Origin of the sequence: Acetobacter okinawensis JCM 25146, from assembly GCF_000613865.1 — a bacterium.
In the GTDB taxonomy this organism is placed as follows: Bacteria; Pseudomonadota; Alphaproteobacteria; order Acetobacterales; family Acetobacteraceae; genus Acetobacter; species Acetobacter okinawensis.
On the sequence record NZ_BAJU01000027.1, the window covers coordinates 23477 to 34560 of the forward strand.

Below are 11084 nucleotides of genomic sequence, written 5' to 3' on the forward strand. Positions count from 1 at the left end.
GCGTAAGCGGAAGGTATAGGTGGAGGGTTCGAAAAACCTTCTGGATTTGAGGGTTCCTCTGTGATTCCATCTCTCCTGCGTTGATTGGGGATGATGGCAGATGAAGCAGCCGGGTTTCTTTGATGTTGAAGAGCGGCTGGCCCGGTTAAGCGGGCTTGGCGATCAGCTTGAGGCATTTTCCCGGACTGTGGATTTTGAGGTGTTCCGCCCTGATCTGGAGAAGGCTCTGGCCTATTCAGATGGGAGCAAAGGTGGACGACCGCCGTTTGATCCCGTGTTGATGTTCAAGATTCTGGTGATCCAGACGCTGAACAATCTGTCCGACGAGCGAACGGAATATCTGATCAACGATCGCCTCTCCTTTATGCGTTTCCTTGGGCTGGGACTTTCAGATCGGGTGCCGGATGCCAAAACGGTCTGGCTGTATCAAAAGCGTCTGACCCAGGCGGGTGCGATCGATGGGCTGTTCAACCGCTTTGATGCGACCCTGCGCAACGCCGGGTATTTGCCGATGTCAGGCCAGATCCTGGATGCCAGACTGGTAGCGGCTCCAAAGCAGCGGAACACCAACGCAGAGAAAGCCGATCTTCGGGAAGGACGTATTCCTGAAAACTGGCAGGACAAGCCGTCAAAGCTGTCGCACAAGGATCGTCATGCGCGCTGGACGCTAAAGTTCACCAAAGCGAAGCGGCAGGATGATGGAACCATGCCATCCAGTGATCTCGCCATCCCGTTCTTTGGCTATAAATCGCATGTTTCCATCGATCGGAAATACCGGTTCATCCGGAAATGGAAAACAACGCATGCCGCCGCCAGTGATGGCGCGAGATTGAGAGAGGGGCTGCTGGATAAAACCAATACGGCCTCAAGTGTCTGGGCTGACACGGCCTATCGCTCAAAAGCCAACGAAGACTTCATGGAAAAGCAGGGATTTGTTTCCAAGGTTCATCGCAAAAAGCCGCATCTCAAGCCTATGCCCCGGCATATCCAGAAATCAAATGCTGGAAAGTCGGTCATCCGCTCGCGTGTCGAGCATGTCTTTGCCGATCAGAAGTCACAGACGGGGCTGTTTGTCCGGACTGTCGGTATCACCCGAGCCACCATGAGGATCGGCCTGGCCAATATCGTCTACAACATGCGCCGCTTCCTCTTCCTCGAAAGATTGAACGCGAGCGCGTAGTCATTCAGCAGGGGACAACACTCGATCTGCTCAAAACGCAGATCGAATGCTACCCCAGATAGCGTCAATCAGCACGCCAAAAGCCCAAAATCAAAACCAAGGTACATCAACCAATAGTTCTTCGATCCCTCCATGTCGAAAACCAGAAGATAATGATAATTCGAATGCTGTTTTATCAGTGAGTTATGAATCCATTTAATATGGATAGTATTCTATTTGGCCGAGAAAAAACCACTGATTAGTGATAAAAACAGCAAGTGAAATTTGAGAGTTTATCTCTTTAGCGTTTATGTCAACAATGGGGGATTACAGACTGTCCGCAGCTGAGAGGGAGACACGAAAAGCAGACGCTGCCGTATTATCCGATCCCACCCGTTGTACAACTTTTGCCCATCTGCTTCTTTCGTCAGGTCTGGCGCCCAAATTCAGGAGAGAAGGAGGGCACGATGGATCCCACACGGAACGTCGCGACGCTGTTCCTTGTCTCCGCTCCCGGTTCAGAGAGCCTTCATCGACGTTGCAAGCACGTCTCCAGTCCGGGTGAGGAAGTGCATGATGAGCTCGAATTCGCTGTCGCTGTATCCGTCCAGTTCCTGCCGCATCATGCCGCCCAGTTCCCGATAGAGCGTAGATGCTTGTTCCGAAATGGAACCGCTCGCCTTCAGCAGAACCCGGCGCTTATCGGATTGGTCACGCGCGCGCTCGACCAAACCCTGAGTCTCCATCTTTTCGATCAGCCCGGACACGGTTCCGAGTTGCAACCCCGCCTCCTGTGCCAGTGTCGTCATCGGCAACGGCCCCAGAAGCGCGATCAGCCGCAGACATTTGAATTCGGTCGCCGTCAGACCGAGGCGTTCAGCCACTTTCTGGTGGAACAGTACGAGGCGGGCCGCAAAAAGCTGGATCGTGGGGACATAACGCGCAAAGCGTTCGCTTGACTTATCGGGCATAATAGTTAGATTTCCTAAGTATATTGTTAGATATTCTAAGGAGTCGCGCACGCCATGTCGATCCCCTCATCCTGCACCGTTCTCGTCGTCGGTGGCGGCATCGTCGGCCTGACGGCTGCCGCCTTCCTCGCAAAACATGGCGTAGACGCCGTGCTCGTCGAACGGCGCTCATCGCCGTCGAAACGTCTGCGTGCGAAGTTTTTCTATCCGCGAACGATCGAACTCTATCGCTCGCTCGGTATTGAGCCGGAGATCGCAACGCCTTCCGGCATGCTGACCGATGCCGCGATCATCCACTCCCTGGCAGGAGAGGAAATCCGCCGCTGGACACTTCCGGCCATTGAAGGGACAGCTGCTTCGCCCTGCGTGGCCTCGTCCATCAAGCAGCAGGATCTGGAGTGCATCGTGCGGGACACGGCGCAGCGTCTGGGGGCGCGTCTCTTCTTCGATCATGTGCTGACGGCGCTCGACCCGCATCCCGACGGCGCGATCGCAACAGTCAGGGTCGGCGACGGGACCGAGACCACGCTCAACGCCGATTACGTGATCGGATGCGACGGCAACAAGAGTATGGTGCGCGATCGTCTCGGTATCGGGACCGAAGGACTGGGCGATCTCGTCCATTCCATGAGCATCACGCTCCGCTGTGACATTCGCGACGCTCTGCGCGGGCGGCCCCTCAGCTTTGCATGGGTGCGGCAGGCCGGTATCAATGCCTTCCTGTCATGGAGCACCGATCTCACCTCGGTCGTCCTGAGCGTCGAGTACGATCCGATGGACGCGGACGATGCTGCGCGCTTTACGCCGGAAAACTGCCGATCGCTTGCGGCCTCCTGCCTTGGAATGCCGCCGGACCGGATCGAGGTAGTCGATATCCATCCCTGGTGCCTGTCCTCCTGGTATGCCGACAGCTTCCGGCGAGGTCGGGTCTTCTTGGCTGGCGACGCCATTCACAGCACGCCGCCGCTTGGCGGGTTCGGGGCCAATACCGGCATTCACGATGCCCATAATCTGGCGTTGAAGCTTGTTTCCGTGATCAAACACGATGCGCCGGAACCGTTACTCGATCTTTATGAAGCGGAACGCGGGCCTGTGGTCCGGATGGCGGTCGCCCAGGCCACGGCCCGGCTGGCGCAGCGTTCGGACGTCCGGCTTCCCCTGGAGGCGCTTCAGCCGATTCTGGACGAAGAAACGATCAGCATGGGGTATCGCTATCCGATCCTGCCCCATGCCGGAAGCGTGCCCAACCCGATCACCGTGCCTCCACGCGACCTTCATGCAGAGCCGGGAACACGCGCGCCGCACGTCTGGTTGCACTGGGATGGCGTGCGTCTCTCCAGCCTCGACCTGTTCGGCGACGGGCTGGTGCTGCTGGTTGGGAAAGAGGCGGCCGACTGGTGCCGGGAGGCAGAGGCTTTATGCCACCGGCTTGGAATTCCGATGTCCTGTCATGTCGTGGAACGCGACGTCGACGATCTGAACGCGGTGTTTCCGGCTGCCTACGGGATATCCTCAAGCGGTGTCGTTCTTGTAAGGGCCGATGGGTTCGTCGTGTGGAAGGCCGTGCGGACAACGATTTTCTATGAAGCGGAGTTTCTGACGGTGCTCGTCAACGCGCGGGAATTACACGGACCTGTTGCGTGACGCCCGCTCCGGACAAGAACGGAGTGCCTTAATTTTCTGGAGACTTCGTGCCACCAAATGACCATGTCTGCTATGTCGAAGCCCGTTCGGGGAACGTATCACTGCGGTGAGGGCGCAAGCGGAAGGTATAGGTCTGTTTGCATGGTGGCCCGTGCATGTCTGCACGGGCCGGCAACTCTATCATTAACGTCTGCAATTTTATCGCGATTAAGTGGTTTTTTCGGCGACAAAAACGGCAGTCAGCGGCGGATTATCATTATCTTCTGGTTTTCGACAACATCGATTGGTTTTTGCCCGGATTTATTACGTCCGACAAGAGAAGTTATCGGACATAAAAACGGGGGAGGGGGCAGAAACTGGAAAATATCGTAGTTTCAAGTTATGAGTAAATTAGGTTGAATACGAGATACTTGCCTTTACGTTTGTAAAGACGTATTTTACGTATCTCGGGCAAGGAGAAATGAGTATGGCCTCCATCAATCTGCGGATCGATAGTGCACTGAAGGATCAGGCTTACGCCCGTCTGGCGGAGCTGGGCGTGACACCGTCCGATCTGATCCGTCAGACCTTCGAATATGTGGTGGAAACCGGGAAACTGCCGGTTGCGCGGCATGTCCTGTCCAATGAGGACGCTGATCTGTTGCAGATTGTGCGCGAGCGTCTCGCCACACCGCAAGTCCCCGTGACGGTGACGCTGGAAGATCTGTGAGCGGCTACACACTCCAGTTTGACCCCCGCGCCCTGAAGGAATGGCGCGGTCTTGATCATACGATTCAGGTGCAATTCAAGAAGGTTCTGGCCAAACGGCTGGAAATGCCCCGTATCGAAGCCTCCCGCCTGTCTGGGCCACTGAGTGACTGCTACAAAATCAAGCTCAGGACCAATTGCTACAGGCTGGTCTACCGGGTGATCGACAGTCAGGTGGTTGTGCTGGTTCTGGCTATCGGGGAGCGCGACAAGTTCAGAGCCTATGAACAGGCAGGGAAACGGCTCTGAGCGTGCGCATCGAACGTCTCACAGCGCGTCCAGACGATGTAATGCCAGCGCTGACCCGTACGGCACTGACATTCGGTGCACTCGACCAGCAGCTGCGCCGTCACCCTTTGCGTGAGGCTGTGCTATTCCGGGTACGGCTGGAAGCTGCTCGGCAGTGCGCGGCAGTGGATGGGTTTCTGATCGATCCCTGGCAGTTGGCTGCAAGCCTTGAGGGCCTGCGTCCGCGCATCCGCGGTCAGGATGTGTATGAGCGGGGCAGCGAAGTCGATGCTTTACGTTATGCCTTTGAGCAGTATCAGTGGCTCGTCAGGGCCTCAGCGTTACAGGAAGAGCGTATTGCCGAAGCGCTTAGTAGTATGACCCTGCCGGTTGGGCGTCTTGGCGTGTTGTGGGGCAGCGCTCTGGCCTTTCGAGAGTGGATCGAGAGAGGGGACGCGCGCGCGCCCTTTCGGGGAGCACTGGTGCGTCTGTGGCAGAAGGAAAGAGTTTTTAGCGGCCTGTATCCGGTAACCGGGGCGGCAGCCTTTCGGGGCGAGACGTCCTGGGAGGAGCGGCGCTGGATACCCACATGGCTGGACGCGCTGGAGCGCGAAGCGGCCGGGATCAGGGATATGGTGCACACGCTGGAGCGGTCCTGGCGAGACGCTCGGGCGCAGGCTGGCAATCAGCGGCGTCATTCCAAAGCGGCTCTGGCGATCGACGTCATTGCCGCCTATCCGGTGATTTCTGCCACGACACTGGCTGCCAAGCTGTCAGTGTCGGTTCAGGCCGCATACGTGTTGTTGGAGCGGTTCGTCGAACGAGGTCTGGTTGTCGATGTTACCCGGCGTTCGGCGCGACGACTTTTTGCGCTGAAAGATTTTGCGTCGTTGCGCGAGAGTGTTCGGAGACCGCGCAAGCCTCTGCCAGACCGTAAGCGGGGACGACCGCGCGCCAGCGAGATCATCAATCCGCAAGAAGATAATGTGATAGAGGACGTTGTATTTCAACCGCTGCCGCGCTGGCAGCCGGATTTCTCGGAGCTAGAAGCGGCAATGAAAGCTATTGATACTCTAACCTGTTCCTTGAGTAGCTCGTCTTGATGGATGTGTTGTCTCTGGATGCATTGATAGTGATGCATTCTAGGCTCAAAACTCATAGCCATAACATGAGGGTTGAAGCGAGACAGATGGTCGAAGAGAAGACGGCGGAGCATCTGTCATAGCGTGTTACGACCAGTTTCCAGTCCTTGAGCCTCTCGAACACGATCTCAAAGCACTGGCGTTTGGGCTTGTCTCCCTCGATATCTGGCAGTCTGAATATCCCATGACGCTGTATTGCTGCGTCGTGCGCGGCTTGTGAGGGCGTGGGCCATGACGTCTCTGTCCCATAAGGCCTCCTTTTCCTCACATAAAAATGTCACACCATCAAATTCTGAGGCTGAACACCTAAGAGACGTAGTCTGCATTCCTAGTTAGAATAATACTAAAATAGAGTGACTGCTGAGATATCTAACGGAGGAAATCTAATTTTAAGCATTGCATTGTTACTAGGTTTTGAAAATAAAAAACCTTGGAACAACTCGATACCGACACTTTTAAGCCATTCCCACTCCTCTGCCTGTTCTACACCTTCTGCTACGATTTCGATTCCTAAAGCTCGGCACAAATTTACAACTGATCTTACTATCATTTGACGAGGACCATCCTCATGAATTCTGCTTACGATTACCCGGTCTATCTTAATTTTCTCTGGTTGAAATTTTGTGATCAGAGACAAGCCTGCAAATCCTGCTCCAAAATCATCTATAGCAATGCCAAAACCAAAATAATGAAGTTTTTTTATTACATTAGTAAATTTCTCAGGATGAGAAATTGCTTCCTCTTCGGTTATTTCAACTATAATTTGACCGGGATGCAGATTAAAATCTTTTACATATTTTAATAAAATTTCAACTGTATTGGGAATTTTCAAAAGCGTATTCGGAAGTAAATTAATTGATATTTTTACATTGCCTTCTATAAATCTTGAGGCCCATTCTAAAGAAATTTTTTTGATATAATATCGAAATTATATATTTCATCAGAATTAAGAGAAGAAAAACACTCGTATGGCGAACCACCGCGTCCTGTTCTAAGCAAAAACTCGTAAGATGAGATTTTATTATTTGAAGTGTTTATTATGGGCTGGACTGAAAACTTATAATCAAGATTATCGTGATATGAAGAAATTTTTGATTCTCCAATATATACATCAATGTCAGACCACTCCCCCAATTCTTTTGAGTATGATATTTCGTCACTCCAAATATTGTCTAAAAAAGCATAAATTATTTTCAATATTTTATTGTAGTAAGGCTCAATTTTTATATGGTTATTTAATTTTTTGATCTCAGAAATTAATTCATCTCTTGATTTTTCACGAATATCAAAAAAAGTCATACCTAAATTTGTGAAATATCGTAGAGGGATTTGTGTTTCGATAATTTTTACAAAATTATGATGGCGCGAATCCATGCAAATTAGATGGTATAATTTCAGAATTTGTTCTTCGTCTCCTTCGAGAATTTGAAGAAAATAATTTCCATCATATAGAAGAACACCAGTAATTCCATTTTTTATATTTTTCTTTTGTGCTGAATTATTGAGATCATGAAAATCTAATTCTGAAAAATCTACTAATTTTTTGCTTCTGTATACCAATACTGTCAGCATGTCTATCTCCATATTTTACTGTTTCTATTTTTATATTTATCAATATTTTTCCATAATAATAGGAATATTTTTATGAGGTGTTTAGTCAGTTTTCTCTCTCGCGCGAACACGCACGATGACGATAGTCGGATATCTTGGTTACAGCTTTTGCAGATAAAACATCGAGAAAATACCCTACAGAACATGTCTAATTGGTTTGATAGTCCACCCGTGTTGGGGCTGACACGGTAAATATATCCAAAACCATTACGCTGCCGCTATTTCTGACGGACACTTTTGCTGATGCGTTCATTAGAAGCATTTTGCGGCGAATTGCTTGTTGCTTATAAAAGTTCGCGTGGTTTCTCCTTCTATCATAGCCCTTCATCGCCATGCGGAAGCGTTAGGAGGGCAGTCGAAAGTGACCGTAACGCCTTGGTTACCAACATTGGAATGGCACCCTAAATCGGCTGTATTGTATGATAAAATCTCCATCATATATAATTAATTTATAATTAGTTAACCTATCAATATTAACTAATTATAAATCTCATATTTATATAATAAATAATAATCTCCAGAGGGAGATTTGTAATGATTAAAATATTTAGTTACAAACAAAGAGACGTTCATGCCAAAACATATGAACAAATGCTTCAAGCTCGTGCTGTTGTTTTTGGAGACCGCTTAAAGTGGGCAGTTAATGTCATAGATGGAAAAGAAGAAGATGAATATGATCGAGAGTATAATCCACTCTATTTTGTAGCAGAGCGGCCTGATGGCTCACATGCGACATCCATGCGCATTGTCCCTACTACGGGACCGACAATGTTACGTGACAAATTCCATTTATTTTTTCCAGATTGTCCGGATATTTATAGCCCCACAATATGGGAAAGCACACGCTACTGCGCGACGTTACGACCTGGTGAGATCCATTACACAGGTGAACTCGCACGTTCTCTTTGTCAAACGTGCCTCGAAAACGGAATTACTCACCTTACAGGTATTTTTTTTCGGCCGATGTTACGGATTTATGAACGCGCGGGCTGGCCACCTGAGCCTATTATGAGTGCTCAACTTGAAGGGAAGATGATTACGCTTGCAACGTTTGATGTATCGCAGTCACGTCTTGATGAAATTAATAAAAAGTTTGCATTGGCGGCTTAAAATCTTATATGCCAGCCAAGAATATTTTGGCTGGCCTTGATCGCAATGGTTCCTGATACACACAATTCACTGCTCCCTCTAGGGGATACCCTTCTTGAACGTATTCAGTCATGTGAGAGCATTTCTACGATGCAGGAATTGGCATACGAGATTAGGGATAATAGTGGTGCCGCCCACATCACCTATCACTTTCTATCCAACCCTTGGGTTAGACAAGGTGGAGAGTTGGGCGTCACGACATACCCGTTATCGTGGCAAATCTTATATACAGAAAAAAATCTCGTTCATTCAGATCCTGTAGTCCGTAATGCACTAACCAGTGCACTTCCTTTTTTGTGGTCAGAAATTAAGATGCTGTCTCACAAAGAGAAACGGGTCATGCAACTTTTTTCTGAGCAGAATATGGGCAAGGATGGAATGTCTATCCCGTTAAGGGGCTACGTGGTGAAGTTGGTCTTCTGACCATAACCAGTCGCAATATTCATGATTTCGGACAAGAACGGCGAAGGATTTACGCCGCAACATTCTCCCAGATCGGTGCATACATGCATGAATGGTTTGCTAATTATGGAGGACGCCGAGAGGCTCTAGCGCCTCCTCGGTTATCCATTCGCGAACGAGAATGCCTTGCTTACCATGGTGAGGGTTTAATGACGCAGGAAGTGTCTTATAGACTGAACATCTCTGAAGCGACAGTGAGACTTTATCTTGCGACCGCTCGCCATAAACTTTGTTCACAAACAACGTGTGGAGCTGTAGCTAAAGCAATTAAATTTGGGTTGATATAAGCTTAGCCTGTTTATAAATTTTATCAAACACTGATGATATTCCGGAAAAAATATTGATAGATTTAATGCAATCATAAAAAAATAGTTGATTTATAACATTTTTGCTTTCTCTCCCCCCGAGGCGGAACGCGCTTGATATGTCATATTCCGAACTCACAGCTAGCATACACGTCCAACTTGTAATATAGTTATATGCTAAATACTTTCCAACCTGAAATCCAAGTGAGGTATTTTCTTTAGTATCATTATATTGAACGTTATCGAGGTCAATGGTCGTAATTTTATTCTCGTGCGATGCACTTGCATAAAGCAATTGACCTGTACTAATTGTCCCAATCCCGAGATCAGGACTTAATTGGACAATGTGGGCGGCTACTGCTCCAGCATCCGGTAGTGAAATTTTACTCACTTCATGCATTACTAGAGTTGCTAGCTTAAGTGCAAACTCAATTCTATGATTACTATCGTGATATACCATATCTATAAAATGAGTGCGGCCAGATATATCTGTATTTTTAAGTACAGACGCCAATATATCAATCGATTCAATAATAAATGGTTTAATGATTTCCGTATAAATATCGTTTTCAACATCAGACGGGGAATGTAACAACGCGCTCATCGATATTCTCTCTGCAGAAATATCGAATAATTCTATAATTTTTATACTGTGGAGCTTCTCCACTAAAATGACCTATCAATATCGCTAGGTCGGCAGAGGGGCAGAACTGGTCTAAAAAGAATGTCGAAAGTTCCCATAATGTTCTAGTTCATTCTTGTCTCGAATAGACATTGGTAGAACACGTGAAGAATGTCTTAACAGGGGATGCTGAAATGTTCTCATCACCGTAATTTTTTGGAAAGAAATTTTATAATATTATAAAATATAAATTATTTCAGGTGAGAAAATTTGAATAAAAATACTTGATTTATTCTCTTATTTTTTCAGGAATTTCTTTTATTAAGCACGCGGATAATGCTGTATCGAAAGCCCCAGCGATACCCACTATCACCCAGAATAATTAAGGTATCATTATGCGGATTAAATTTTCATTCCTCACTGCGTCCATCTTTTTTCCGTATGCTTCCCTGTCAAGGCTGCAGAGAAAAGTAATTCTCAACCTTCGCAGACTTCACCTGTTGTATTGTCCGGAACATCCGGCGACTGGTCCTATCGATGTGCATTTCCCGCCAGCGCCACCGCTCCGCAGTTATGCGCAATGGAGCAGCATCTGACGATGCAGGATGCCCAGAAGAAAGCCGTTCAGCTAGGCTCAGGACCTATTGATTTATTGAACTGAGCGAGAAGTTGTGATTCACAGGCTTACCGATGGAGGGTAGGCCTGTGAGTGACGTATTTTTGCTGTGTGAGCGCCAGATGGAGCGGCTTGAGCCGTTTTTTCCTCTGGCGCACGGCGTGCCACGCGTGGATGACCGGCGTGTTCTGAGCGGGATCGTTTATGTCATCCGCAACGGCCTTCAGTGGAAGGATGCCCCGAAAGCGTATGGTCCACACAAGACTTTATACAACCGCTTTATCCGGTGGAGCCGTCTGGGTGTCTTTGACAGGATCTTTGTCGCCCTGACAGAACAGGCTGGCCGTTCGAAGCGTCTGATGATCGATGCAACACACCTCAAGGCGCACCGGACATCGGCGTCCCTGCTCAGAAAGGGGCTTTTCCCC

The 11084-nt window shown here is 48.9% G+C and carries 13 protein-coding genes; 9 read left to right on the forward strand and 4 right to left on the reverse strand.

Annotation, left to right across the window (positions count from 1 at the left end):
- Positions 1-100 precede the first annotated feature (100 nt).
- A complete protein-coding gene (locus JCM25146_RS10960) occupies positions 101-1180 on the forward strand; it encodes an IS5 family transposase (protein WP_025827932.1) in 1080 nt (359 codons plus the stop codon).
- Positions 1181-1677: 497 nt separating this feature from the next.
- Here JCM25146_RS10960 and JCM25146_RS10965 read toward each other — a convergent pair whose 3' ends face one another.
- Positions 1678-2130, reverse strand: coding sequence for a MarR family winged helix-turn-helix transcriptional regulator (locus JCM25146_RS10965; RefSeq protein ID WP_148299055.1), 453 nt, complete (start codon positions 2128-2130; stop codon positions 1678-1680).
- Between the two features lie 54 nt (positions 2131-2184).
- Between JCM25146_RS10965 and JCM25146_RS10970 the strand changes: the two genes are divergently transcribed.
- The 4 genes from JCM25146_RS10970 to JCM25146_RS10985 all read left to right on the forward strand — a co-directional run bounded on the left by JCM25146_RS10970 (position 2185) and on the right by JCM25146_RS10985 (position 5852).
- Positions 2185-3774: an FAD-dependent oxidoreductase gene (locus JCM25146_RS10970; protein ID WP_025827936.1), complete on the forward strand. Its 1590-nt coding sequence runs from the start codon at positions 2185-2187 to the stop codon at positions 3772-3774.
- A 466-nt stretch (positions 3775-4240) separates the two neighbouring features.
- Positions 4241-4483 carry a type II toxin-antitoxin system RelB/DinJ family antitoxin gene (locus JCM25146_RS10975; protein WP_025827938.1) on the forward strand — a complete coding sequence of 81 codons (243 nt, stop codon included), beginning with the start codon at positions 4241-4243 and terminating at the stop codon, positions 4481-4483.
- Positions 4480-4770, forward strand: coding sequence for a type II toxin-antitoxin system RelE family toxin (locus JCM25146_RS10980; RefSeq protein ID WP_025827940.1), 291 nt, complete (start codon positions 4480-4482; stop codon positions 4768-4770). The genes JCM25146_RS10975 and JCM25146_RS10980 overlap by 4 nt, the downstream gene beginning before the upstream one ends.
- A 41-nt stretch (positions 4771-4811) precedes the next feature.
- Positions 4812-5852, forward strand: coding sequence for a hypothetical protein (locus JCM25146_RS10985; RefSeq protein ID WP_035372498.1), 1041 nt, complete (start codon positions 4812-4814; stop codon positions 5850-5852).
- A gap of 382 nt (positions 5853-6234) precedes the next feature.
- On the opposite strand, the gene JCM25146_RS21490 is transcribed toward JCM25146_RS10985, so the two are convergent.
- Positions 6235-6807, reverse strand: a complete 573-nt coding sequence (locus JCM25146_RS21490; protein ID WP_081774836.1) for an EAL domain-containing protein — start codon at positions 6805-6807, stop codon at positions 6235-6237.
- Positions 6789-7463, reverse strand: a complete 675-nt coding sequence (locus JCM25146_RS21495) for a BLUF domain-containing protein (RefSeq protein WP_159101986.1) — start codon at positions 7461-7463, stop codon at positions 6789-6791. The genes JCM25146_RS21490 and JCM25146_RS21495 overlap by 19 nt, the downstream gene beginning before the upstream one ends.
- 573 nt (positions 7464-8036) lie before the next feature.
- Here JCM25146_RS21495 and JCM25146_RS21500 point away from each other — a divergent pair.
- From JCM25146_RS21500 to JCM25146_RS24940, 3 genes are all read left to right on the forward strand, one after another.
- A complete protein-coding gene (locus JCM25146_RS21500; RefSeq protein ID WP_081774838.1) occupies positions 8037-8612 on the forward strand; it encodes an acyl-homoserine-lactone synthase in 576 nt (191 codons plus the stop codon).
- Positions 8613-8741: 129 nt separating this feature from the next.
- Positions 8742-9074, forward strand: coding sequence for an autoinducer binding domain-containing protein (locus JCM25146_RS24935; protein WP_369347410.1), 333 nt, complete (start codon positions 8742-8744; stop codon positions 9072-9074).
- Positions 9075-9157: 83 nt separating this feature from the next.
- Positions 9158-9400, forward strand: a complete 243-nt coding sequence (locus tag JCM25146_RS24940) for a response regulator transcription factor (RefSeq protein WP_081774840.1) — start codon at positions 9158-9160, stop codon at positions 9398-9400.
- Here the strand turns inward: JCM25146_RS24940 and JCM25146_RS22075 are convergent.
- Complete coding sequence (locus JCM25146_RS22075) at positions 9381-10022, reverse strand: hypothetical protein (protein ID WP_025827946.1); 642 nt, start codon at positions 10020-10022, stop codon at positions 9381-9383. The two genes, JCM25146_RS24940 and JCM25146_RS22075, sit on opposite strands and share 20 nt — an antisense overlap.
- A gap of 723 nt (positions 10023-10745) precedes the next feature.
- Here JCM25146_RS22075 and JCM25146_RS11010 point away from each other — a divergent pair.
- On the forward strand, positions 10746-11084 hold a 339-nt coding region (locus JCM25146_RS11010), incomplete at its 3' end, for a transposase (RefSeq protein ID WP_159101987.1).

Bases quoted from the DNA above. Each gene is read 5' to 3' on its own strand.
- JCM25146_RS10985 (WP_035372498.1), top strand. From the start codon at position 4,812: ATGCCAGCGCTGACCCGTACGGCACTGACATTCGGTGCACTCGACCAG.
- JCM25146_RS22075 (WP_025827946.1), bottom strand. From the start codon at position 10,022: ATGAGCGCGTTGTTACATTCCCCGTCTGATGTTGAAAACGATATTTAT.
- JCM25146_RS21495 (WP_159101986.1), bottom strand. From the start codon at position 7,463: ATGCTGACAGTATTGGTATACAGAAGCAAAAAATTAGTAGATTTTTCA.
- JCM25146_RS10975 (WP_025827938.1), top strand. From the start codon at position 4,241: ATGGCCTCCATCAATCTGCGGATCGATAGTGCACTGAAGGATCAGGCT.
- JCM25146_RS10965 (WP_148299055.1), bottom strand. From the start codon at position 2,130: ATGCCCGATAAGTCAAGCGAACGCTTTGCGCGTTATGTCCCCACGATC.
- JCM25146_RS10960 (WP_025827932.1), top strand. From the start codon at position 101: ATGAAGCAGCCGGGTTTCTTTGATGTTGAAGAGCGGCTGGCCCGGTTA.
- JCM25146_RS24940 (WP_081774840.1), top strand. From the start codon at position 9,158: ATGCATGAATGGTTTGCTAATTATGGAGGACGCCGAGAGGCTCTAGCG.
- JCM25146_RS21500 (WP_081774838.1), top strand. From the start codon at position 8,037: ATGATTAAAATATTTAGTTACAAACAAAGAGACGTTCATGCCAAAACA.
- JCM25146_RS10970 (WP_025827936.1), top strand. From the start codon at position 2,185: ATGTCGATCCCCTCATCCTGCACCGTTCTCGTCGTCGGTGGCGGCATC.
- JCM25146_RS24935 (WP_369347410.1), top strand. From the start codon at position 8,742: ATGCAGGAATTGGCATACGAGATTAGGGATAATAGTGGTGCCGCCCAC.